The sequence below is a fragment of the Aquitalea pelogenes genome (assembly GCF_041914625.1).
GTDB classification, from domain to species: Bacteria; Pseudomonadota; Gammaproteobacteria; order Burkholderiales; family Chromobacteriaceae; genus Aquitalea; species Aquitalea pelogenes.
In genome coordinates this window covers 43,869-66,794 of record NZ_JAYSDA010000013.1, presented here as the reverse complement: position 1 = coordinate 66,794, position 22,926 = coordinate 43,869, and the positions used below count along the sequence as shown (strand labels likewise).

The following is a 22,926-nucleotide window of genomic DNA, read 5'->3' as shown; positions in this document are numbered from 1 at the left end:
CATGTCGGCATATACCAATGAACAGATTTCCCATCTGGTGGATGGCACGCTGGACTGGGACACCACCTTTCGCATGCTGTCCATGCCCAAGGATCAGCAGCGCTTTGTGCAATACCTGGCCGCCTTGCAGGAGAAGGTGAGCTTTCCCGACCGCATCATCCTGCCACTGGGCCCACACCTGTATATCGTGCAGTCCTGTCAGGACAAGCGCTGGGTGACGCAGTGCGATTGCGGCCATGTGTTTGGTGATTACCGCGAAAACTGGAAGCTCCATGCCATGATTCATGTGCGTGATAGCCCCGAAGCCATGGCCGAGGTGTACCCGCCGCTGATGGCACCGGACACGCAGTGGCAGGTGTATCGCGAGTATTACTGCCCGCAATGCGCCACCATGCATGATGTGGAAGCACCCACCCCCTGGTATCCGGTGATTCACGATTTCGAGCCGGACATCGAAACCTTCTATCAGCAGTGGCTGTAAATACCGCTGCCAGAGCGGGCCAACTGAGTCCAAGGGCTAAGCGGTGCGGGGTGCTTGCACTGCCTCGCACTGGCTGGCCTTGGGCACGAATATTGCATCCCTGGTGGTCATCACCCGATGATGGCTGCCATGACTGCTTCCACTCCATTACGACTATTACTGGTCAACGATACCGACCGCCCGATGGCGCAGCTGCATGCTGCGCTGACGGCGGCTGGCTATCTGGTGGTGGCACAGGCACAAGGCGCAGCCGAGCTGCTGCAGCTGGTGGACAGCCAGTCCCCCGACATCATCATCATTGATACCGAATCTCCCTCCCGCGACACACTGGAACAACTGGCACTGATGGGCCACGCCGCGCCACGCCCGGTGGTGATGTTTGCCGAGCAAGGCGGCTTGCCCGCCATTCAGGCTGCAGTCAGTGCTGGTGTCACCGCCTATGTGGTGGATCAGGTGGCGGCCAGCCGCCTGGCACCGATCATCGACATGGCACGGGTCAAGTTTGAAGAAGATGCCCGCCTTAAAAAGCGACTGCTGCAGATGGAAGAGCAACTGGCAGAGCGCAAGCTGATCGAACGCGCCAAGGGCATCCTGATGGAGCGCCGCCAGCTGTCCGAAGCCGACGCCTATGCGCTGCTGCGCAGCCAGGCCATGCAAAGCGGCTTGCGGCTGGCCGAACTGTCCCGCCAACTGATCAACTCCAGCAAGCTGCTGGGCTGAAAGACATTCATGACTGTTCCCGCATGCTTGCACACACTGAATCTGGGCTTTGTCGCACTGACAGATTGCGCACCGCTGGTGGTGGCACAGCGTCTGGGGCTGGACCGTGAAATGGGTCTGCAATTCTGCCTGCACCGCCAGCCGTCCTGGTCGGCGGTGCGCGACAAGCTGATGACCGGGCAACTGGATGCCGCGCATGCGCTGTACGGGCTGGTGTACGGCATGCAGCTGGGCATGGGTAATCCGCCCTGCGACATGGCCATCCTGATGACGCTGAACCAGAACGGGCAGGGCATCAGCCTGGCTCCGGCTTTGGCCGATGCCTATTGTCAGGGTGCCAGCCTGATGGAAATCAGCCAGCAACTGGGCCGCCCGCTGGCACTGGCACATACCTTTCCCACCGGCACCCACGCCATGTGGCTGTATTACTGGCTGGCCGCCCAGGGTGTGCATCCCTTGCGCGATGCCCGTTGCGTGGTGATTCCACCGGCACAAATGAGCGATGCCATGCAGGCTGGTGTGCTGGACGGGTTCTGTGCCGGCCAGCCCTGGCATGCACTGGCACAGCAGCGCGGGGTTGCCAGCCTGGTGACGGACAGTGCGGTCATCTGGCCCAATCACCCGGAAAAGGTACTGGCTTGCCGACGCGAACTGGCACAGCAACAGCCGGATGTTGCCGGGCGTCTGGTACAGGCGCTGCTGCTGGCCTGCCACTGGCTGGACCAGCCGGAAAACCACGCACTGGCGGCCGCCTGGCTGGCCGCGGAAGACTGCCTGGCCATGCCGGCGGAGCTGATCCTGCAACACTGGACCGCAGCGGATGCCGGTCCACTGCATTTTTGTGATGAAGGTCGCGTCAATTACCCTTATCCGTCGGATGCCTTGTGGTTTTTGCAGCAATACCGGCGCTGGGGCATGTGGCAGGGCAATGACGCGGCCGCCGTGGTGGCCAGCGTCAACCAGACCGCCTTGTATGAGCAGGCGGCCCGGGCGTGCGGCTTGTCATTGCCCGCTGTACATGACCGCCACAGCGTGCTGATGGACGGCAGCCACTGGCCAGATTATTCCGGCAGTGCGCCCAGTGTCGGTGCGCTGTCGCAATACACGCACTGATGCGGTGCAATATCCGAGCAAAACCGGCATGAATACTCCCGCAAACAGCATTTTCCGGCTGGCACGCAAATTGCAATAAGTGCGGTGTAGCAGCGCAACGGCGTGCTGACTGCACCATACATCACGGCAGTGGCCAACGGCGGCCACTACCGATACGGACAACGGCGTCCTCTCCTGACTTCACCGTCAGGGAGGGCGCCGTTTTTGTTTTGGCCATTTGGCGGGAAGCACACTTCCCCGACAGGAGTACTACATGGACCGCACTTTCTGGCAAGCCGGACACAAGCCGACCCTGTTTTCAGCCTTTCTGTATTTCGACCTCAGTTTCATGGTGTGGTATCTGCTGGGCCCCTTGCAGGTGCCCATTGCCAGCGCACTGCATCTGTCCACCCAGCAACGCGGCCTGATGGTGGCCACGCCCATCCTCGCCGGGGCCATCCTGCGCCTGTTGATGGGTGTGCTGGTGGACCGCATCGGCGCGCGCGGGGCCGGCATCATCGGCCAGCTGGTGGTGATTGCCGCCTTGCTGGCGGCCTGGCAGGTCGGCATTGCCAGCCTGGGTGGCGCGCTGCTGCTGGGCTTGTTCCTGGGCGTGGCCGGGGCCTCGTTTGCGGTATCGCTGCCGCTGGCCTCGCGCTGGTATCCACCACAGCATCAGGGTACGGCCATGGGCATTGCCGGGGCGGGTAATTCCGGCACCGTGCTGGCCGCCTTGTTTGCCCCGGCGCTGGCACTGGCTTTTGGCTGGCAGAACGTGTTCGGCCTGGCCTGCATTCCGCTCATAGCCGCGCTGCTCATCTTCACCTTCTGCGCCAAGGATGCACCCAATGCGCCGCCAGCCAAGAAGCTGGCCGACTATATGGCCGTGCTGAAGGAAAAGGACGCCTGGTGGTTCATGTTTTTCTATTCCATGACCTTTGGCGGCTTTTCCGGCTTTGCCAGCGCGCTGCCGGGTTACTTTCACGACCAGTTTGCCTTTGATGCCAAAACTGCAGGGCTGTACACCGCCGCCTGTGTGTTTGCCGGTTCGGTGATGCGGCCGCTGGGCGGCATGCTGGCCGACCGTCTGGGCGGCACCCGTTCCTTGCTCGCGGTGTATCTGTGCTGTGCGCTGCTGATTGGCGCGGCCGGTTTCAATGTGGGTGGCCCATCTGTGGCACTGCTGCTGTTCATCCTGGCCATGCTGTGCCTGGGTGCCGGTAATGGCGCGGTGTTCCAGCTGGTGCCGCAACGCTTTGGCAAGGAAATCGGCGTGATGACCGGCCTGGTGGGTATGGCGGGCGGGGTAGGTGGTTTTGCACTGGCCGCCAGTCTGGGAGCCATCAAGCAGGCTAGCGGTGGTTATGCAGCAGGTTTGTGGCTGTTTGCCTGCCTGTGCTGCCTGGCCTGGCTGAGCCTTTCCGGGGTGAAACAACGCTGGCGCAGTGGCTCGACCGTTGCCGCGGCACGGGTATAAGAAGCAAGGGAGAGCAGGATGAACATGGCAGAACTGCAGGGCAAGGCCCGGCAAAAGCTGGTGGTGGTGGGTAATGGCATGGCCGGCATCCGCACCGTGGAGGAGTTGCTGGGCCTGGCACCGGATTTGTACGACATCACGGTATTCGGGGCCGAGCCGCATCCCAATTACAACCGCATTTTGCTGTCGCCGGTGCTGGCCGGGGAGCAGGATTTCAAGGACATCATTCTCAACAGCGTGGAGTGGTACGCCGAGCACGGCATCACCCTCTACATGGGCAAGAATGTGGCCACCATCGACCGGGTCCGCCGCAAAGTCATCGCCGAGGATGGCACCGAGGCGGCGTACGACCGCCTGCTGCTGGCCACCGGCTCCACGCCCTTCATCTTGCCAGTGCCGGGCAAGGAGCTGGATGGCGTCATCAGCTACCGTGACATCCGCGATACCGAGCTGATGATGGAAGTCGCCAAAACCAAGCGTCAGGCGGTGGTGATTGGCGGTGGCCTGTTGGGGCTGGAGGCCGCCAACGGCCTGAAGCTGCGCGGCATGGAAGTGACCGTGGTGCATCTGGGTGACTGGCTGCTGGACCGTCAGCTGGACGACGTAGCCGGTGGCCTGCTGCGCCGGGCACTGGAAGAGCGTGGCATCGGCTTTTTGCTGGGCAAGCAGACCGCCGCCATTCTGGATGACGGCCAGGGCGGTGTGGCCGGGGTGCGTTTTAGCGATGGTGAGCAGGTAGACGCGCAGTTGGTGGTGATGGCGGTGGGGATTCGCCCCAATACCGCACTGGCCGAATCCTGCGGCCTGCACTGCGAGCGCGGCATTGTGGTGAGCGATGCGCTGCAAACCTACGACCCGCGCGTGTATGCAGTGGGCGAGTGCGTCAGCCATCGCGGTGTGGCTTACGGACTGGTCGCTCCCTTGTTCGAGCAGGCCAGGGTGTGTGCCAACCATCTGGCCCAGCTGGGTATTGGCCGCTATCAGGGTTCGGTGCTGTCCACCAAGCTGAAAGTCACCGGGATTGATCTGTTCTCGGCTGGCGACTTCATGGGCGGCGAGGGCATGGAGGACATCGTGCTGTCCGACCCGGCTGGCGGCGTGTACAAGAAGCTGGTGATCAAGGACGACAAGCTGGCCGGGGTCTGCCTGTATGGCGATACCGCCGACGGTGCCTGGTATTTCAAGCTGCTGCGCGAAGGCCGCTCGGTGGCGGATTTGCGCGATACGCTGATGTTTGGCGAATCCGCCATTGGTGATGCCGGCGTGCAAGGGCAGAGCAAGGCCGCCTGCATGCAAGACAGCGACGAAGTATGCGGCTGCAATGGGGTGTGCAAGGGAAGCATCGTCAAGGCCATCAAGGACAAGGGCCTGTTTACCCTGGACGAGGTGAAAAAGCACACCAAGGCGGCCAGTTCCTGCGGTTCCTGCTCCGGCCTGGTGGAGCAGATATTGATGAGCGTGGTGGGTACCGATTTCCAGGAAACGCCCAAGACCAAGGCGGTGTGCGGCTGCACCGACCGCAGCCACGGCGAAGTGCGCAAGGCCATCCGCGAACAGCACCTGCTGACCCACGCCGAGGTGTTCCATTTTCTGGAGTGGCGCACCCCCAATGGTTGCGCCACCTGCCGTCCGGCCATCAACTACTACCTGTTGTCCAGCTGGCCGCATGAGGCGGTGGACGATCCGCAAAGCCGCTTCGTCAACGAACGGGTGCACGCCAATATCCAGAAGGACGGCACCTTCTCGGTGATTCCGCAGATGAAGGGTGGAGTCACCACCGCCAGCGAGCTGCGCCGCATTGCCGACGTGGCCGACAAATACCAGGTGCCGATGGTGAAAGTCACAGGCGGTCAGCGTATCGACCTGCTGGGCGTGAAGAAGGAAGACCTGGTCAATGTGTGGCAGGACCTGGGCATGCAGTCCGGCCATGCCTACGGCAAATCCATCCGCACGGTGAAAACCTGTGTCGGTAGCGAGTTCTGCCGCTTTGGCACCCAGAACAGCACCCAGATGGGCATTGATCTGGAAACCATGCTGGCCAATATGTGGTCGCCGCACAAGGTGAAGCTGGCGGTGTCCGGCTGCCCGCGCAACTGTGCCGAAGCCGGCATCAAGGACGTGGGGGTGATTGCGGTGGATTCCGGCTGGGAGCTGTATGTAGGCGGCAACGGCGGCATCAAGACCGAGGTGGCGCAATTCCTGTGCAAGGTGAAAACCGCCGAGGAAGTGAAGGAATACAGCGGCGCATTCTTGCAGCTGTACCGCGAGGAAGCCTATTACCTGGACCGCACCGTGCACTACATCGCCCGTGTCGGCCTGGATGTCATCAAGGCCAGGGTAGTGACCGATGCTGCCAGCCGCCAGGCCTTGTACCAGCGGCTGCTGTTCTCGCTGCAAGGCCTGCCCGACCCGTGGGCGGCACGCATTGCCGGGGCGCAGAAAAACGAATTCATCCCGATCAAACTGGAAGCCTGAGGAGCGCACAGCATGACAGACAGCCAATACTGGGTTCAGATTTGCGCCCTCGCCGACATTCCGCCGCAAGGCAGCCGGGTGGTGGAACGCGCCAGTGGCAATGTGGCGGTGTTCCGCACCCATGACGACAAGGTATTTGCCCTGCTGGACCGCTGCCCGCACAAGGGCGGGCCGCTGAGCCAGGGCATTGTGCACGGCGAGTCGGTGACTTGCCCGCTGCACAGCTGGAATATCGACCTGGCCAGCGGCGAAGCACGTGCGCCGGACGAAGGCTGCGCCCGCCATTTTCCGGTAAAGCTGGAACAGGGCATGGTGCTGCTGGGTTTGTGAACAAGGCCGATTGCAACGGGACCTTGTCATCAGAAAAGGATGGGCAAATGAGCAAGACTGAAACCCGCTCCACCTGCTGCTATTGCGGCACAGGCTGTGGCGTGCTGATTGCCAGCGAAGACGGGCGCATAACAGGTGTACGGGGCGACCCGGAACACCCGGCCAATTTTGGCCGGCTGTGCAGCAAGGGGCTGAACCTGGCGGCCAGTGCCGCCAGCGACAGTGGCCGTGCGCTGTATCCGGAAATGCGGCTCACCCGCGATGCGCCGCGCCAGCGCGTTGACTTGGACAGCGCGCTGGACAGCGTGGCCGAAAGTTTTGCCCGCATCATCCACCAGCACGGGCCGGACGCGGTGGCATTTTACGTGTCTGGCCAGTTGCTGACCGAGGACTACTATCTGTTCAACAAGCTGGCCAAGGGCGTGGTGGGCACCAACAATATCGACACCAACTCCCGCCTGTGCATGTCCAGCGCCGTTACCGCTTACAAGAAAGCCTTTGGTGCCGATGGCCCGCCCACCTGTTATGCCGATCTGGAACAGGCTGACTGTGTGCTGTTTGCCGGCAGCAATCTGGCTTATGCACATCCGGTGCTGCTGCGTCGGCTGGAAGAAGCCCGTGCGGCGAGGCCGGACACGCGCTGGATTGTCATCGACCCGCGCCGCACCGACACCGCCGCCATGGCCGACCTGCATTTGCAGATTCAGCCCGGCACCGATGTAGCGCTGTTCAACGGCATGCTGCATCACCTGATCTGGGAAGGGCTGGTGGCAGCGGATTACATCAGCGCCCATACCGAAGGCTTTGCCGAACTCAAGCAGATGGTGCGCAACACCACGCCCAACATGGCGGCGGAAATCTGCGGCATCCGCGAAGAAGACCTGATTCAGGCGGCCGAGTGGTTTGGCCACAGCCCGGCCAGCCTGTCGCTGTACTGTATGGGGCTGAACCAGTCCAGCCACGGTACTGACAAGAACCTGGCGCTGATCAACCTGCATCTGGCCACCGGGCAGATTGGCAAGCCCGGTGCCGGGCCGTTTTCGCTCACCGGCCAGCCTAATGCCATGGGCGGGCGCGAAGTAGGCGGCATGGCCACCATGCTGGCGGCGCACCGTGATATCGACAACGGCGCGCACCGTGCCGAAGTGGCCGCCCACTGGGGCGTGCCGACCGAGCGGCTGTCGGCCACGCCCGGCCTGCCCGCCATTGCCATGTTCGACGCATTGCAGCAGGGGCGCATCAAGGCCATCTGGATTGCCTGCAGCAACCCGGCGCACTCGCTGCCCAATCTGCCACAGGTACGCGCCGCACTGGCCAGGGCCGAGCTGGTGGTGGTGCAGGACGCCTTTGCCCACACCGACACTACCGCGCTGGCCGACATCTTGCTGCCCGCAGCCACCTGGGGTGAAAAAGAAGGCACGGTCACCAATTCCGAACGCCGCATCAGCCGGGTGCGTGCCGCCGTGCCACCACCGGGCGAGGCGCAAAGCGATGGCTGGATTGTCAGCCAGATTGCCCGCCGTCTGGAGGCCCTGCTGTATCCCGGCGCTGCCAGCCTGTTTGCTGATACTGAAGTCGCCAGTGTGTTTGACGAACATTGCGCACTCACCATTGGGCGGGATCTGGACATCAGCGGGCTGAGCCATGCGGTGCTGGACAGAGCCGGGCCGCAGCAATGGCCGCGGCCTGCTGGCGCGGAACAAGGGCAGGCGCGGCGTTATGTCGATGGCGTGTTTGCCACTGCCAATGGCCGCGCCCGTTTTCATGCCGTGCGTTACCAGCCACCGGCAGAGAATGTGTCGGCGCATTACCCCTTCCGCCTGCTGACTGGTCGCCTGCGTGACCAGTGGCATGGCATGAGCCGCACCGGCCGTCTGCCGCAGCTGTTTGCCCACCGCCCGGAACCGGCACTGGAAATGCACCCGGACGATGCCGAACGCCGTGGCCTGCAAGCGGGCGATCTGGTACGCATCAGCAGCAAGCGCGGCCAGCTGGTATTGCCGCTTGCCATCAGCCGCGAACTGCCCGGCGGCACGGTATTTGCCGCCATGCACTGGAATGGCCAGTTTCTCAATAGTGGCGGCATCAATGAAACCAGCCAGCCGCAGGTGGATGGCCAGTCCTTCCAGCCGGAACTCAAGCATGCGGCGGTAAAGGTGGAAAAAATCAGCCTGCCGTGGCGGGTGACGGCGGCGCTGCACTGTGACGACCTGCCGGCCATGCAGGCGCGGCTGGCACCGCTTCTTTGCCAGTGCAGCTATGCCGCCATTGCCTTGCATGGCCCGGATATTTTATTGTTGCGCGCCGCGCATGCGACGGCGCTGGATGACTGGCTGCAACAGCTGCTGGATGTGCTGGGCCTGCAGCCCGGTCCGGAGGTGCTGGAATACCGCGACGACCGGCGCGGTGTGGTCAAGCGCGTGGCCTGGGCCGATGGCCGTCTGGCGGGCTTTGTGTTTGCCAGCAGCAGTACGACAGACGGCCCGGCAGCGGACAGCCTGCTGCAGCAACTGCAAGCGGGGGAACAATGGCAGGGATCGCGCCTGACCGTGTTTGCCCCGGCCGGACAGCGCACCGTGGTGCGGGAAAAAATGGTCTGCCAGTGCCGACAGGTAGGCGAAAACACCATCCGCCAGTGTCTGGAGCGGGGCGATAGTGTGGAACAACTCAAGGGTACACTGGGCTGCGGCAGCGTCTGCGGTTCCTGTGTGCCGGAAATCAAACGCATGGCCGCCACAGTGGCGCAGCCTGCCTGAACAGGGAGTGAGAACATGAAACGCGAAACAGGCAAGGTGGTGCTGCTGGGAGCGGGCCCCGGCGATCTGGAACTGCTCACCCTCAAGGCGGTGCGCCAGTTGCAGGCGGCGGAGGTACTGCTGCTGGACGAGCTGGTCAACCCGGACATCGTCAGTCTGGCTCCGCAGGCGCAGGTGGTGCGGGTGGGTAAGCGCGGTGGTTGCAAGTCCACGCCGCAGGATTTCATCCAGCGCCTGATGCGCCGTTATGCCATGCAGGGCAGGCGGGTGGTGCGGGTGAAGGGCGGCGAGGTACTGTTGTTTGGCCGTGCCGGTGAGGAAATCCGCTATCTGCAACAACACGGTATCGTGGTGGAAGTGGTGAACGGCATCAGTGCGGCACTGGCAGCAGCCGCCAGCCTGAATGTATCGCTCACCCATCGCCAGCATTGCCGTGGCGTGACGCTGGTGACTGCCCACGCACAGGACCACAGCGAGCCGGACTGGCAGGCACTGGCCGCCACCGGCACCACCTTGGCCATCTATATGGGCATGAGCCGCATTGCCAGCCTGAATCAGGCGCTGCTGCAGCACCTGCCAGCCAGCACCCCGGTGGCCGTGGTGCAGTGGGCCAGCACGCCGCAGGAGCAGCGCCTGCTAAGCACGCTGGCCACGCTGGAAGCCGACGCCCTGGCCGCTGGCATGGGCAGCCCGGCCATCATTCTGGTGGGCGAGGCCATGGCCGAAGCCAGCCTGCCCGCCATGGTGCAGCCCGCAGCAGCACAAGGCTGTGCCTGATGGCTAGACCGACGTCTCGTCCAGCCCCACCGGCTGGCACAGCACGGTAGATGTCACGGAATTGGCAATAAAGCAGTTGCTGTGCGCCTGATGGTGCAGCTGGGCATGCTGGGCCGCGCTGGGCGGGTTGGCACTGCCAAATTGCACATCCGGCCGCAGCGTGACGCGGGTAATGGCCAGTTGCCCGGCCGCATTCTTGCCCATCTCGCCACTGGCCCGGTCCAGATAACGCTCTACGGTAAAACCGGCACGGGCGGCCAGGTCCAGAAACCACAGCATGTGGCAACTGGACAGCGCCGCCACGAAGGCTTCTTCCGGGTCCACCGCGCTGGCATCCGACATCGGCAGCCGCACCACGGCGGGGGAGGACGAACCCGCCACTTCGGTACCGCCATCAAAGCGCAGCACATGATTGCGGCTGTAGCGACGATCAAGAAAATCCTGACCGCTGCGTTGCCATTCCACTTCCACCACGAATTGCGCCATTGTGTTCTCCCGTTCAGGCAGTTTGATGCAGAAAGATGGTGAGGCTGTCCTTGGGCGGGCGGATATCCGCCTCCGCCAGCATGCGTCCCACCATGCCGCGATGATAGCTGCCGTGAGTAATCAGGTGCAGCAGCATTTCACAGCGCTGCATCCTGCCCGGCTTGCCATCGACAAAGCGGAAGTCCACCGCCTCGGTCAGCTGGCTGGCGTCCACGCTGTCCAGATAATGTAGATACCAGCCATCGCTGGCCTGCTGACGCGCTTGCAGTTCGGCCAGCGTTGGGGTTTCAGGTGTGTTCAGCGCCTCAAAGCCGTGCGGTAGCTGTTGCAGATTGGCCTGGAAGATCTGCTCCACCAGCCACACATGGTTCAGCATGCGCACAGCGGTGGTCCGGGTATCGGCAGACAGTGCCGGTAGTTGTTGTTCCAGCAGGGCAAACAATTGCCGGTTAGCCCAGGTCTTGGCCTGAAACAGGGTGTGCAGTTGGGTGTGCATGAGCTGTCCTCCGTGAAAAACCTAGCTTATTACGCATGGCGGGTTTTAGAATCTGTCTTTCAGGAAATTCATTACTGAAACAGATTCAGCAATATGATAGAAACGCAAACCACCGAATTGCTGGCCGTGCTGTATCTGAACGAAAGCGCCAGCTTCACCCGCGCGGCAGAACGGTTGGGGCTGACGGCCTCGGCCCTGTCCAAGGCAATAGACCGGCTGGAAAAACGCCTGGGCTGCCGCCTGTTTGCCCGCAGTACCCGCCGGGTGGTGGCCACAGCGGAGGGCGAGCGTTTCATCGCCCATGCCCGGCGCATCGTGGACGACCTGGCCAGCGCCGAGGCCGACCTGCGTTTTGGCCGCAATATTCCGCAAGGCACGCTGCGCATTACCGTGGGCACTGCTTTTGGCAACCAGCAGTTGCTACCGGCGCTGCCACGCTTCATGGCACGTTACCCGCAATTGCGGCTGGCCCTGTCGGTGAGCGACCATCTGGTGGACATCGCCGCCGACGGTTTCGACCTGGGCTTGCGGCTGGGGCCGCTGGGCCCGGTGGACAACCTGGTGGCGCGCCCCATTGCCAGCCTGCCGCGCAAGGTGTGTGCGGCACCGGCCTATCTGCGCCAGTTTGGCAGCCCAGAGCACCCGGACCAGCTGGCACAGCACCAGTGCCTGGTGGTGGCGGATGTGGAGCAGGCCGACCAGTGGCCCTTCATGGTGGATGGCGCATTGCGCCGGGTGGATGTCAGTGCCAGGCTGAGCGTGGACAGTGCCGAATCCCTGCTCAGCCTGGCCTTGGCAGGCGCTGGCATCATCCGTCAGTCGGCCTTCTTGCTGGAACCGGCATTGCAAGATGGCAGGCTGGTGGAAATCCTGCAGCCGTGGCGGGTGGACGACAGCATGCCGCTCACCGCCTTGTACCCGCCGGGCCGCCAGCATCAGGCCAAGCTCACCGCCATGCTGGACTTCCTGCACGAAACCTTCGGCCAGCCAGACTAGCCGCAGCTGGCCAGTTGCAACAGGCTGTGCTCACCCTGCAACTGCAAACTCAGCTGCGCCGGGCCGCCAACGGCTTCCAGCAACAGTGTTTCCCCGCTGGCCTTGCCTGGCGTCCAGCTGGCACCACGCACCAGAATCACATCCTGGCCGCAGTAGCTGATCCATACCCGTCCTTGCTGCACGCTCAGGCTGTGCGGCAGGCGGCCTTGCAGGCTTAGCAATTCACCCTGTTTCAGTAGCAATGTGGTCATGTCGTGTGCTCCGCTGCGGTTGATGCCAAACAGCTTAGCGCCGGCAAAACAGCGCCGGTAGCCACACAGTTGGCCAAAAACAGCCATGACAGCGCAGGTTTTTTTGCAACTGTACTGCCTGTTTTTGTGTACAACTGTCCGTGGTGGCCGTGATGCAATCCCTTATCATGGAGGCATGGACAAGCAGCCTCTTTACCAGCAACTGGCCGATGATATCGCCGCCCAGATCGCCAGCCGCGTATTGCGCGTGGGCGAGCGTCTGCCGTCGCTGCGCGACATGAAATTGCGGCGGGGTCTTAGCCTCAGTACGGTGCAACAGGCTTTCCGCCTGCTGGAGGACCAGGGCCTGGTGGAGGCGCGGCCACAGTCCGGCTACTTTGTGCGCCAGCGCAGCGACAGCACGCCCTTGCTGCGCCTGGCCGCGGCTACCGAGGTGTCGGTTGACCCATTGTTGTGGAGCTATGTCGAGGACCAATCCGAGCAGCACACCGAGCGCATGCAGGGTTTTCGCAGTGCCGTGGCACCGCACGACCTGCTGCCCACCGCCCAGTTGCAACGCATGACGCTGGACTGCATGCGTCATCACCCGGACCTGCTGTCCGACTACGGGCGCCCCAGCGGCCTGCCAGCCTTCAAGCGCCAGATTGCGCGGCTGGCACTGGAGTGGGGTGGTCAATTGCATCCGGAACAGCTGATTGTCACCCAGGGCACCATCGAGGCGCTTAACCTGGCCTTGCGTGCGCTTACCCGGCCGGGTGATGTGGTGGCGGTGGAGTCACCGGCCTATTTTTCGCTGCTGTTCACGCTGAAAGCGCTGGGTTTGCGCGTGGTGGAGATTCCCACCGACCCGGTGAGCGGCATTTCGGTAGACGCGCTGGAGCTGGCCACCCGCGATTCCGCCATCAAGGCGGTGATTCTGGTGCCCAATTTTTCCAATCCGCTGGGCGCGCTGATGCCGGATGCCGCCAAGGAAAAAGTGGCCGACATGCTGGCCGCGCGTGGCATTCCGCTGATCGAGGATGATGTTTACGGCGAGTTTTACTACGGCAGGCAGCGGCCACGCCCGATCAAGGCGTTTGATCGTAGCGGCAACGTGCTGTATTGCGCCTCGCTCACTAAGGATGTGGCCCCCGGCTTGCGCATAGGCTGGATAGATCCGGGTCGCTACCGCAACCAGGTGGAAGTGCAGAAATACCTCAGCACGCACTCCACGCCTACGCTGAATCAGGCGGTATTGGCGCGTTTTCTGGAAAGCGGTGCCTATCCCCGCCACATGCGGCGCTTGCGCCGAGCCATAGCCAGCCAGATGCAAGGCTTGTTGCAGGGTCTGGCGCAGCATTTTCCGGCTGATGTGCAATACACCGCGCCGCAAGGCGGCTTTGCCTTGTGGCTGGTGTTTCCGCAGGGCTTCGACAGTCTGGTCTTGCACCAGCAAGCCCGGCAGGAAGGCATAGGCCTGGCACCGGGGCCGCTGTTTTCGCCACGCGGCGGCTATCGCCATTGCGTGCGCCTGTCCTGCGCTGCGGCCTGGACGCCGGAGCAGCAAGACCGGCTGCTGCGACTGAGTCAACTGGTGTGGCAGCAATACCGCAGCGGCTAGCGGACCCGGCAGTACCGGGTTCGCCAGGCGCTGTGGTTTGGCCAGTCAAGCTGCTTCAGTTGCGCGGGGCAGTGCCTTCGGCATTGGCCAGCACGGCATCAATCTGGATGTCCGCACCAGCCGGCAAGCTGGCTACACCGATAATGCGACGGGCCGGTGTGGCGTTGGGGAAGTAATCCCGATACACCGCATCCACCAGCGGCAGGTCGGCCAGCCGGGTCAGGCAGATATTCACTTTCACCACATCCGCCAGGCTGTGCTCAATGCTGTGCGTAATGTTCTGCAAGTGTTCCAGACACTGGCGGGTTTGCGCGGCAATGCCACCAGCCACTACCTTGCCGTCATGGGCGCTAACGGGCAGCAGGGCGGAAATGTGGTTGTAGTGCGAGAAGGCAACCGACTGCGTGGCCAGCTTGTCTTGCGGCACGTCCGCGCTACGACCGGTACGGATGACAATGCCGTGGCGGTCTTCTACTGCTTGCGGCGGGGTGCCGTCGCCATGCGATACCACGGCTTCGATCTGGATACGGGCTGCCAGCGGCAGCGCCTGTGCCGGAATCACGCTGCGGGCCGGGAAATAGGCATGGCTGCGGGCAATGGCGGAATCCGGGAAGAAAGTGCTGTAAACAGCGTCCACTGCGGGCAGGTCGGCCAGATCAGTCAGGTACAGGTTGATTTTGACAATGTCGTCAAACGGCACGTCAATGCTGTTCAGGATAGCCTTGATATTGCGCAGGCACTGGGCGGCCTGCTCCTCGATACCACCTTCCACCAGCACGCCGGTATGCGGGTTGACCGGTAGTTGTGCGGTCAGATTGTTGTAATGGGAAAACGCTACGGTCTGGGTGGACAGGGCAGAGCAGGGTGCGCTGTCGGTATTGCGCGCCAGCTTGATCAGGTCGCCGGCTTGCGGTGCATTCGGAATGGTGCCTTCGCCATTGGACAGCAGCGCTTCCACCTGCAGCAGCGCGCCCAGTGGCAGGTCATGCACGGCCACGGCGGTCAGTGCCGGTACGTAAACCGGGAAGAAAGTGGCGTATACGGCATTCACCGTGGCCAGGTCGGCGATATCACGCAGGAAGATGGTGATGCGCACCACATCATCCATGCTGTGATTGATGCTTTCCACGATGCTGCGGATATTCTCGAAGCACTGTTCTGCCTGCTGACGGATACCACCGGCTACCAGCTGGCCGGTGGTGCGGTCCAGCGGTAGCTGTGCCGACAGATTGTTGTAGTGGGAGAAGGCGACGCTGTGGGCGGCCTGACGGTCGGCGGAGGGAAGGCCGGCAGCGTTGCGGGCCAGAACGGCATTGAAAGAGCTCATGGTATATATTGCCTCGTGCGGGGAAAGGGTGGCTTGACCTGTGCCTGTGGCTTGCCTGTGCGTGGATGACGCGGTTTTGCTACCGGCTTGCAGTTGCCAGATAAGAAAACGTGAATATAAGAGATGTCTTATTTTTAGTAAATAAGCGAATATTGATATTTATCAAGCAAAGGCCATGCAGGCAAATGCGCCGTCCTGCCTGGCGGAAAAAGCGGGTGGCTTGCTCCTGCAAAATGCTCTGGTAGCGCCACTATTTCCTGTCATGACAGCAAAACAGTTACCGACTCCAGAACGGAGAAATCATGCAGCAGCGCTCATCAGTCAGCCTGTTTTCACGGCACCTTGCCGGGCTATGCATGTACCTGTTGATGCTGGCAGACACGCAGGCTGCACCGCGCAGTCAGCAAGACCTGCGCAGCTTCATGCATGGCGTGGTGGCACTGCCAACAGTGCAGAACGGCGACTACGATGTGTTTTTCAGCAGCGCCGGTTTACCGCCGCGCGGGGAAGATGCACAGGGGCGCTGGCAGCATGATGTCTATCTGCTGCACTGGCACAGTGACGAAGTTGCGCAAGGCCAGCCGCAAATCCTGATTGCCAGGCCGGAAGCGCAGGAGCCGGTTTCCGCCGCGCGTAACCGTAGCGGCCATGTGATGCTGACATTTGAAGACGGCTGGAACAGCAAGGACGAAGTCAGCCAGCGCTATGCGGTTTACGATGCCGCCATGCGGCCGATCAAGCCTTATCCGCAAAAGGCCGTGTCCGGCGGTCACTCCGGCCATGTGGCGGCAGTGGGCGAGCGTTTTGTGCTGTTTTATTCCGATGGCTGGGTGGATGGCGACGGCGTAAACGGGCAGGGCAGCGGCAACGGGGTGTATGTGCAGGTTTACGACGGGCAGGGTGAAATCCTGCAGTCGATTGACGTAGTGGATGAAGAGCGTGCCTGGTGGCCCATGCTGGCTGGTGGCGAGCGCACGGCCTTGCTGGTGTGGCAGCAAATCACCGACGGGCAGAAAACCGGTCAGCTGAACATGGCCGTGCTGGACCCGCAGCGCGGCAGCCTCAGCGATATCCGTCTGCTGTCCGCTGACTTGCAGCTGTACCACTACAATCTGGCCTGGCTGCCTGCCGTGTCACGTTTTGTGGTGCTGGCCACCATCAAGGGACAAGGGGTGGCCTGGCTGCTGGACAGTGCTGGCCAGTTGAAGGCCCGTCTCGATTGCCTGCCCGTCACGGTGCGTGAGGCCGGGCTGATGGTGAGCGGCACTACGGTGTTTACCCCCACGGCGGATGGCCGCTTGCTGCAGCTGGCTGCCGGGCCGGACAGCCTGCAACTGCAAGGCCTGCTGCGTGAGAGCAAGGGCCGCCCTGTACCCTGGCGGCCCGTGGGTAGCGTCGGCCTGCCACGCCGCGATGGCAGGCTGGACTGGCTGTCGCTGACCGAACGCGGCGTGCAATGGTGGCAATTCGACCCGCGCCAGACCAGTCCGGCACGCTCTGCCACCCGCTGTGCCAGTGCGGGAGACGCATCACTGCGGAAATGATTTGCAGCTTTTCACCGCCAACTGCCTCAAGCATTTGCCACCCGCGTCGATAAACACCCAAACAAAGCACAAGGGGAAATCGATGACAAACCGCGACGGCAGCAAGATTGAAGCCTACACGCTGGAATTTTTTGCACTGGATGAAAAAGTAAAAGAAGCGCGGGCACAGTTGCAGCATATTGAAAACCTGTTGCTGGAAACCGGCTGTATACCGTCGGCACCGGCGCTCATGCCTGTAGTGTCCGCCGCCGCGCACTGACAGGCTTCAAGTCAGCTTCAGTCAGCAGTACACCGCAAAGGCCGGGTTCTCCGGCCTTTTTCGTGTCTGCCTGCCAGATTCACCCAGCCTCCCGTCCGCTTGGTGCTTCCGCCGGGATCACCCCGCCCACGCCATACCGATGTTCACCAGACTTCCGTTTTTTGACAAAGAAGCCGGGCAAGTACCGCTGGCTCTGGTTAAAATAAGCCTCATTCGCGCGCCTGCATGTTGCCGGGCGCAGAGACTGCTTCAATCAAGGACAGCATGTTCAATTTCATTTCCCGGCTGCTCTTCGGCGCAGGCAAGCCAGCGGCATTGCCTGCCAATGTGCTGGTGGTGGATGTACGCGAGCCCGCCGAATTTGCCACTGAGCACGTGACGGGTGCCATCAATATCCCGCTGGCGGCTATTCCCGCTCACAGCGCACAGCTGCTGGCAGCGGCAAGGCCGGTGGTGCTGTACTGCCAGGCCGGCATGCGTGCAGCGCATGCCAGGAAAATGCTGCTGGCCGCCGGTTTGCCGCAGGTCATCAATGGCAAGAACATGGCGACGGTGAACCGCCTGCTGCAGCAGCGCTGAAATACGACGATCACCGGACAGGACAAAACAGGCGGCAGAGCCGCCGACACCGGACATTCGCCACCGGACAGGGTGCGGATGGCCCACATCAGGAAACAGGATAATGAGCAAAACAGACAAGCAGGGCCTCTCCACCACCATCGTGCATCGTGACCGTCGCGCGGGCATGGAATATGGCGCGTTGCGCGCCCCGGTACACAACTCGGTGCAGTACGGTCTGGAAAGTGTTGAAGACCTGATCGGTATTTTCCAGGGCAGCAAGAAAGGTGGCTTCAATTATGCCCGTCAGGGTACGCCCACCACGGCAGCGCTGGAAGCCAAGATCACCGAAATCGAACACGGCATTGGTACCGTCTGTTTTGCCACCGGCATGGGCGCGATTGCCGCGATTTTCCTGTCCTTGCTGAAGGCGGGCGACCATATCGTCTCCAGCCGCCATGTGTTCGGCAATACCAACAGCCTGCTGGGCACGCTGCGCCAGTTCGGTGTGGAGGTGAGCATGGTGGACATGGCCTCGGCGGACAGCGTGGCGGCTGCCCTCACTCCGGCCACCCGCATGGTGTTCGTGGAAACCATTGCCAACCCCGGCACCCAGATTGCCGACCTGCAAGGCATAGGCCAGCTGTGTCAGGCCCATGGTCTGGTGTATGTGGTGGACAACACCATTACCTCGGCCGCATTGTTCACTCCGGCCAGTGTGGGTGCCAGCCTGGTGGTGAACTCACTCACCAAGACCCTGGCCGGCCACGGCGCGGCACTGGGCGGCGCAGTGACGGATACCGGCCTGTTTGATTGGTCGGCCTATCCGAATATCGCAGACGACTACCGCAAGGGCCCTGCTGCCCAGCAAGGCCTGACCCAGATCCGCAAGAAAGCCTTGCGCGACATGGGGGCGTCGCTGTCGTCCGAGCATGCCAACCTGATTTCCATCGGCATGGAAACGCTGGCCTTGCGGGTAGGGCACTGCAGCAACACCGCCCAGCAACTGGCCGAATATCTGGAAGCCCACCCGGCAGTGCGCAAGGTGTCCTATCCGGGCCTGCCCAGCCACCCGCAATACCAGCGCGCGCGTGAACTGTTCCGTGGCAATGCCTGGCTATTGTCCTTCGAGCTGTACGACGCCGCACAAACCAATACCTTGCTCAACACCCTGCAAGTGCCGATCAAGGCCACCGGCCTGGGCGATACCCGCACGCTGGTGATTCCGGTGGCCTCCACCATTTTCTGGGAAGCCGGCCCGGAAAAACGCAAGGAAATGGATATTCCGGACGGCATGGTACGAGTGTCGGTCGGGCTGGAAGAGGTGGGCGACCTGATTGCCGATTTTGAACAGGCTTTTGCCAGCCTGGGCTAAGTCCTGAATGAAAGCGGGCGCGCCGACCGGGAGGTCCGCCGCCCGTTGTTACATGGCCAGTTTCAGCGTGCGTCGGCAAAGCCCTGCAGCACATTCACTGCGTTGATGCCGATTTCCTCCACCATATAGCCACCCTCCATTACGAACAGCGTGGGTGTGCCAATGGCGGCAATGCTGGCTCCCATGCGCAGGTAGTCCGGGCTTGCCAGCCTGAAATGGCTGATCGGGTCGTGCTCGAAGGTATCCACCCCCAGTGAAATCACCAGCGCGTCCGGCTGATAGGCGCGGATGCGCTGGCAGGCATCCTGCAGCGCAATTGCGTAGGCCGCCCAGTCGGTGCCGTGTGGCAACGGGTAGTTGAGGTTGAAGCCCATGCCGGCTCCGCTGCCGGTTTCGTCACGATGGCCGGAAAAATACGGGTAGGAGCGGCGCGGGTCGCCATGCAGCGAGACAAACAGCACATCCGGGCGCTGGTAGAAAATGCTTTGCGTGCCGTTGCCATGGTGAAAGTCCACATCCAGCACCACAACCCGCTTGCCGCCCTGATCCAGGCAGGACTGCGCGGCAATGGCGGCATTGTTCAGGTAGCAATAGCCGCCCATATACTCCGCCGCCGCATGGTGGCCGGGCGGCCGGCATAGCGCAAAAGCACTGTCGTGGCCTTGCAGCAGGTGGTCCATGGCGCTGAGTGCCGTATCCGCGCTGCCGCACACCGCCTGCCAGGTACCGCTGGTGATGGCTACCCCGGCATCCATCGCATAAAACCCCAGCTTGCCGTCGATATGTTCCGGCTCGATATCACTGCGCAAATCCCGCACCGGCCACACCAGTGGCAGCGCATCATGCTGGTGGCCCAGCGCGCTCCACTCCTGCCAGGCCTGCTCCAGAAAACGTACGTAGCGTTCACTGTGTACCCGTGCATAACGCGCGCTGTCATAGTGCGCCGCCCTGGCAATTTCCCCCAGGCCGCTATGGCGCACGCGCTCCAGAATGGTGTCGGCACGGTGCGGCATTTCAAAGCAGGGCGACACCTTGCCATCCTTCAGTTCGGAGGCGTGGTGCAGTTGGTGGTCCGGATTATAAAAAGTAAGCATGTTGAACCCTGGCTGGCTGTTGTCCTGTTGCACAGTATGCTTGCCAGACAGGAAAAATATTTTGCTTTTCTTGTTACAAAAAAGCCAAACTGCGCAAAGAAAATTACAGAATTGGCAAAAAATGAGAAAGAACAAAGCGGATGACGCACTGGATGCAGTGGACAAGGCCATCCTGCAGCATTTGCAGCGTGACGGTGCCATGTCCACGCCCAAGCTGGCCGAGCAGTTGTCACTCAGCGTCACGCCCTGCTGGCGACGGCTCAAAAGGCTGGAAGAAGAGGGCTATATCCTGGGTTATCAGGCCAATCTGGACCGCCGCAAACTGGGGCTGGATGTACTGGCCTATGTCAGCCTGCGCTTTGGCAATGTCGGCGATCAGGAGCCCAACCGCTTTGAAGCGCTGATCCGCGACCATGAACAAGTACTGTCCTGTCACAAAATCACCGGCGAGGCGGATTACCTGCTGGTGGTGCTGGCCAGGGATCTGGACGACTACAGCGCCTTTGTCGAGCAATTGCGCGCCGTGCCGGGCATCAGTGCCATCCATTCCAATCTGGCGCTGAAAGAAGTGAAAGCCAGCAGCCGCATTCCGCTGCCAGACTGAAACGCCCCGGTCGCTGCTTGCGGTCCGGGGCGCTGGGTGATGGCTGGTCAGGCGTATGCCGTGTGGCTGTCAGACATATTCATGGCTGTGATTGAAGAACTCGAAACAGGCTTTCAGTTCGTCTTGCTGACGCGGGCTGATGTCGACAAATTCCAGACCGTAAATTTCGCCATTGTTCTCCGCCTGTAGCCACTTCACCCGGGCAGTCAGTTTCAGCGGTGCCTGCTCGCGGTAATCATCAATGCTGTCATGCGGCAGCAATACCTGCAGTTGCATCAGGCTGTGCTCGGCCCGGTTCAGCGCCAGCGGCAGTCGCAGCTTGATGCCGGACAGACTGAAGTCCTCGGTAATGGCATCGCGTAACTGATCGCCATCCTTCACCTGCACCAGAATATGCTGGCGCACACGCGGCAGCCTGCGGTTGTCGTTGGCAATCGCTTCTACCTGGCTGGACTGGTCAAACTGGAAGCTCTCCATGATGGTGCGCAAATCGGTGGAGGTGCGGAACAGCACCTCGCTGATGGCGCCGGTGGTATGCACTTTATAGGCATTGTCACTCAGTGTGGTCAGCAGGGTTTCCAGCTGGCCGCGCATGGTTTCCAGCCTTGCCATCTGCTCCTGGCTGGCCGCGCCGATTTGCCGGGCCGCCGTCACATTGCCTTCGATATCCTCCACCAGCCCGCTGATGGACTGGCTGGCCTGTTCGGCTTTTTCCATACCCAGCCGCGTGCTGCTGATGATGCCTTGCACTGACTCGGTATTTTCCTGAATCAGCGTCCCCAGGCTGTTGATGATCTGGGTGATTTCGTCGGTAGCCTTGGCCGCATTCTGTGCCAGCTTGCGCACTTCGTCCGCCACCACGGCAAAGCCGCGGCCATGCTCGCCGGCGCGTGCCGCCTCAATCGCCGCATTCAGCGCCAGCAGATTGGTCTGGTCGGTGATGCTGGCAATGGACTGGGTAATCACCTGGATTTTCTGGTTGGCTTCGCCCAGCGCCACAATACGGGTTTCGGCATGGTGCGCCTCGGCCACCGCAGCATCCATCTCGCGGATGTTGTCACGCATGGTGGACATGCTGTCGTGTGCGCTCCTGCGCGCCTTGTCGGCGTGTTCGGTCACGCTGCCGGCAAGGTCCAGCACGGTTCTGGCGGTTTGCGACAGGTCCGACGTAGCCTGGCGCACGGCGGCGGAATGCTGCTCCTCTTCATTGGAGGTATCGGCAATATGGCTGGAAATGTCGGAAATCTGGTAGGACGACTGCACCACCTGCTTGGTGTTCAGGTCGATCTTGCGCATGTACAAGGTCAGCTGCTCGGCCATATGACGCATGGTGGACAGCAGGCTGTTGTCATGGCCGGAGCGGTCGATGATTTCCACCGCCAGATTGCCACTGGCAATGGTGTTGGCAATGCTGGCTGCGTAGGCTGGCTCGCCACCCAGAATCCGCAGCAGGCGACGGTATTGCAGCAGGCTGATCCCCAGCACGCTCAAGGTGGTGAGAATGGCAATCAGGGCATAGGCCAGCACGGCATTGCCCCGCACTGTGGTCTTGTACTGCTGGGTTTGCTTGCTCTTGTTCGCCAGTTCGGCAGACAGCTGGTCAAGGCTCTTGTTGATGGCTTCGGTGGAATCATCAAACCCGTTCCCCTTGGCCTTCATGATGGCATTGCCAGCCTCCCGTCCCTGATGGATATAGGCCTCGGCCATTTTTACACCCGTCTGGTGCAAGGCCTGCACCAAAGGCTTGATCTGTCCTACCTCGGATGCTGCATCCGGCAACATGGTTTGCAACACATCCAGGTTCTGCATCGCCTGCTTGAGGTTCTCTGCCGCCGCCTGATAATCGTCCCCAGCTTCGCCAGTTGCCCCGGCATCGGTCAGAAACTGCTGAATCTGCACCACGTTAAAACGGGTGTCCCGAAACACCAGACTGGCCTGGTTGAAGCGCTCCACCTCGTCATCGGCCTGACGTTGCAGATTATTGGTCCACCAGGTAACGGCACTTCCCGTCAGCAGCAGGCTGGCAACCAGCACCGCTCCCAGAATCATGGTTTTCTTTAACGATGATGAAGACATATAGGCTCCAGCCAAAACTTGATAAGTGGATTTGTCGGACAGAATACACAAGAAGCAGCAAAAGAAATATCCGGTTTCTGATTGCTGCATCAGACAAAGAAGACAGGCGGCGGGGCGGTAAGGTGGATTGCGTCGGACAGCAAACGCCCGTC

General features: G+C 61.7%; 21 protein-coding genes. 15 read left to right on the top strand and 6 right to left on the bottom strand.

Going from position 1 to position 22,926, the window contains the following annotated elements; genetic code table 11:
* The first annotated feature begins 1 nt into the window (after nt 1).
* The 8 genes from ACE3SE_RS12065 (at nt 2) to cobA (ending at nt 10,108) form a co-directional block, all read left to right on the top strand.
* A complete protein-coding gene (locus tag ACE3SE_RS12065) occupies nt 2-481 on the top strand; it encodes an acetone carboxylase subunit gamma (RefSeq protein WP_374555569.1) in 480 nt (159 codons plus the stop codon).
* 129 nt (nt 482-610) lie between these two features.
* Nucleotides 611-1,201, top strand: coding sequence for an ANTAR domain-containing response regulator (locus ACE3SE_RS12060; RefSeq protein WP_131359851.1), 591 nt, complete (start codon nt 611-613; stop codon nt 1,199-1,201).
* A gap of 9 nt (nt 1,202-1,210) precedes the next feature.
* The gene (locus ACE3SE_RS12055; RefSeq protein ID WP_374555567.1) at nt 1,211-2,314 is read left to right on the top strand and encodes a CmpA/NrtA family ABC transporter substrate-binding protein; all 1,104 of its coding nucleotides are present in this window, start codon (nt 1,211-1,213) and stop codon (nt 2,312-2,314) included.
* Nucleotides 2,315-2,567: 253 nt separating this feature from the next.
* Complete coding sequence (locus tag ACE3SE_RS12050) at nt 2,568-3,770, top strand: nitrate/nitrite transporter (protein WP_374555565.1); 1,203 nt, start codon at nt 2,568-2,570, stop codon at nt 3,768-3,770.
* 24 nt (nt 3,771-3,794) lie between these two features.
* Nucleotides 3,795-6,245, top strand: coding sequence for a nitrite reductase large subunit NirB (gene nirB, locus ACE3SE_RS12045; RefSeq protein WP_374555563.1), 2,451 nt, complete (start codon nt 3,795-3,797; stop codon nt 6,243-6,245).
* A 12-nt stretch (nt 6,246-6,257) separates the two neighbouring features.
* Nucleotides 6,258-6,575 carry a nitrite reductase small subunit NirD gene (nirD, locus tag ACE3SE_RS12040; protein WP_374555561.1) on the top strand — a complete coding sequence of 106 codons (318 nt, stop codon included), beginning with the start codon at nt 6,258-6,260 and terminating at the stop codon, nt 6,573-6,575.
* A 47-nt stretch (nt 6,576-6,622) separates the two neighbouring features.
* Complete coding sequence (locus tag ACE3SE_RS12035; protein ID WP_374555559.1) at nt 6,623-9,331, top strand: nitrate reductase; 2,709 nt, start codon at nt 6,623-6,625, stop codon at nt 9,329-9,331.
* A gap of 15 nt (nt 9,332-9,346) precedes the next feature.
* Complete coding sequence (gene cobA / locus ACE3SE_RS12030) at nt 9,347-10,108, top strand: uroporphyrinogen-III C-methyltransferase (RefSeq protein WP_374555557.1); 762 nt, start codon at nt 9,347-9,349, stop codon at nt 10,106-10,108.
* Nucleotides 10,109-10,111: 3 nt separating this feature from the next.
* Here the strand turns inward: cobA and ACE3SE_RS12025 are convergent, their stop codons facing one another.
* Both ACE3SE_RS12025 and ACE3SE_RS12020 read right to left on the bottom strand, forming a co-directional pair.
* Nucleotides 10,112-10,594 carry an OsmC family protein gene (locus ACE3SE_RS12025; protein ID WP_374555555.1) on the bottom strand — a complete coding sequence of 161 codons (483 nt, stop codon included), beginning with the start codon at nt 10,592-10,594 and terminating at the stop codon, nt 10,112-10,114.
* A 13-nt stretch (nt 10,595-10,607) separates the two neighbouring features.
* Nucleotides 10,608-11,090: a DinB family protein gene (locus ACE3SE_RS12020; RefSeq protein ID WP_374555554.1), complete on the bottom strand. Its 483-nt coding sequence runs from the start codon at nt 11,088-11,090 to the stop codon at nt 10,608-10,610.
* Between the two features lie 93 nt (nt 11,091-11,183).
* Here ACE3SE_RS12020 and ACE3SE_RS12015 point away from each other — a divergent pair, with 93 nt between their 5' ends.
* Nucleotides 11,184-12,086, top strand: coding sequence for a LysR family transcriptional regulator (locus ACE3SE_RS12015; protein ID WP_374555552.1), 903 nt, complete (start codon nt 11,184-11,186; stop codon nt 12,084-12,086).
* On the opposite strand, the gene ACE3SE_RS12010 is transcribed toward ACE3SE_RS12015, so the two are convergent.
* Nucleotides 12,083-12,337, bottom strand: coding sequence for a hypothetical protein (locus ACE3SE_RS12010; RefSeq protein ID WP_374555550.1), 255 nt, complete (start codon nt 12,335-12,337; stop codon nt 12,083-12,085). The two genes, ACE3SE_RS12015 and ACE3SE_RS12010, sit on opposite strands and share 4 nt — an antisense overlap.
* A 175-nt stretch (nt 12,338-12,512) precedes the next feature.
* Between ACE3SE_RS12010 and ACE3SE_RS12005 the strand changes: the two genes are divergently transcribed.
* Nucleotides 12,513-13,937, top strand: coding sequence for an aminotransferase-like domain-containing protein (locus ACE3SE_RS12005; protein WP_374555548.1), 1,425 nt, complete (start codon nt 12,513-12,515; stop codon nt 13,935-13,937).
* A gap of 55 nt (nt 13,938-13,992) precedes the next feature.
* On the opposite strand, the gene ACE3SE_RS12000 is transcribed toward ACE3SE_RS12005, so the two are convergent.
* Nucleotides 13,993-15,264, bottom strand: a complete 1,272-nt coding sequence (locus ACE3SE_RS12000) for a Rid family hydrolase (RefSeq protein ID WP_374555546.1) — start codon at nt 15,262-15,264, stop codon at nt 13,993-13,995.
* A 302-nt stretch (nt 15,265-15,566) separates the two neighbouring features.
* On the opposite strand from ACE3SE_RS12000, the gene ACE3SE_RS11995 reads away from it, so the two are divergent.
* The 4 genes from ACE3SE_RS11995 to ACE3SE_RS11980 all read left to right on the top strand — a co-directional run bounded on the left by ACE3SE_RS11995 (nt 15,567) and on the right by ACE3SE_RS11980 (nt 19,000).
* Nucleotides 15,567-16,808 (top strand): hypothetical protein, encoded by a 1,242-nt coding sequence (locus ACE3SE_RS11995; protein ID WP_374555544.1) that lies wholly within the window; start codon nt 15,567-15,569, stop codon nt 16,806-16,808.
* Nucleotide 16,809: 1 nt separating this feature from the next.
* Nucleotides 16,810-17,067 carry a hypothetical protein gene (locus ACE3SE_RS11990; protein WP_374555542.1) on the top strand — a complete coding sequence of 86 codons (258 nt, stop codon included), beginning with the start codon at nt 16,810-16,812 and terminating at the stop codon, nt 17,065-17,067.
* Nucleotides 17,068-17,331: 264 nt separating this feature from the next.
* The gene (locus tag ACE3SE_RS11985) at nt 17,332-17,646 is read left to right on the top strand and encodes a rhodanese-like domain-containing protein (protein ID WP_374555540.1); all 315 of its coding nucleotides are present in this window, start codon (nt 17,332-17,334) and stop codon (nt 17,644-17,646) included.
* 103 nt (nt 17,647-17,749) lie between these two features.
* Nucleotides 17,750-19,000, top strand: a complete 1,251-nt coding sequence (locus tag ACE3SE_RS11980) for a cystathionine gamma-synthase family protein (protein WP_062788579.1) — start codon at nt 17,750-17,752, stop codon at nt 18,998-19,000.
* 62 nt (nt 19,001-19,062) lie between these two features.
* On the opposite strand, the gene ACE3SE_RS11975 is transcribed toward ACE3SE_RS11980, so the two are convergent.
* A complete protein-coding gene (locus tag ACE3SE_RS11975; protein WP_374555538.1) occupies nt 19,063-20,094 on the bottom strand; it encodes a histone deacetylase family protein in 1,032 nt (343 codons plus the stop codon).
* 121 nt (nt 20,095-20,215) lie between these two features.
* Between ACE3SE_RS11975 and ACE3SE_RS11970 the strand changes: the two genes are divergently transcribed.
* On the top strand, nt 20,216-20,698 hold the full coding sequence (locus ACE3SE_RS11970) for an Lrp/AsnC family transcriptional regulator (RefSeq protein WP_374555536.1): 483 nt from the start codon (nt 20,216-20,218) through the stop codon (nt 20,696-20,698).
* 69 nt (nt 20,699-20,767) lie between these two features.
* On the opposite strand, the gene ACE3SE_RS11965 is transcribed toward ACE3SE_RS11970, so the two are convergent.
* Nucleotides 20,768-22,774 carry a methyl-accepting chemotaxis protein gene (locus ACE3SE_RS11965; RefSeq protein WP_374555534.1) on the bottom strand — a complete coding sequence of 669 codons (2,007 nt, stop codon included), beginning with the start codon at nt 22,772-22,774 and terminating at the stop codon, nt 20,768-20,770.
* Nucleotides 22,775-22,926 lie beyond the last annotated feature (152 nt).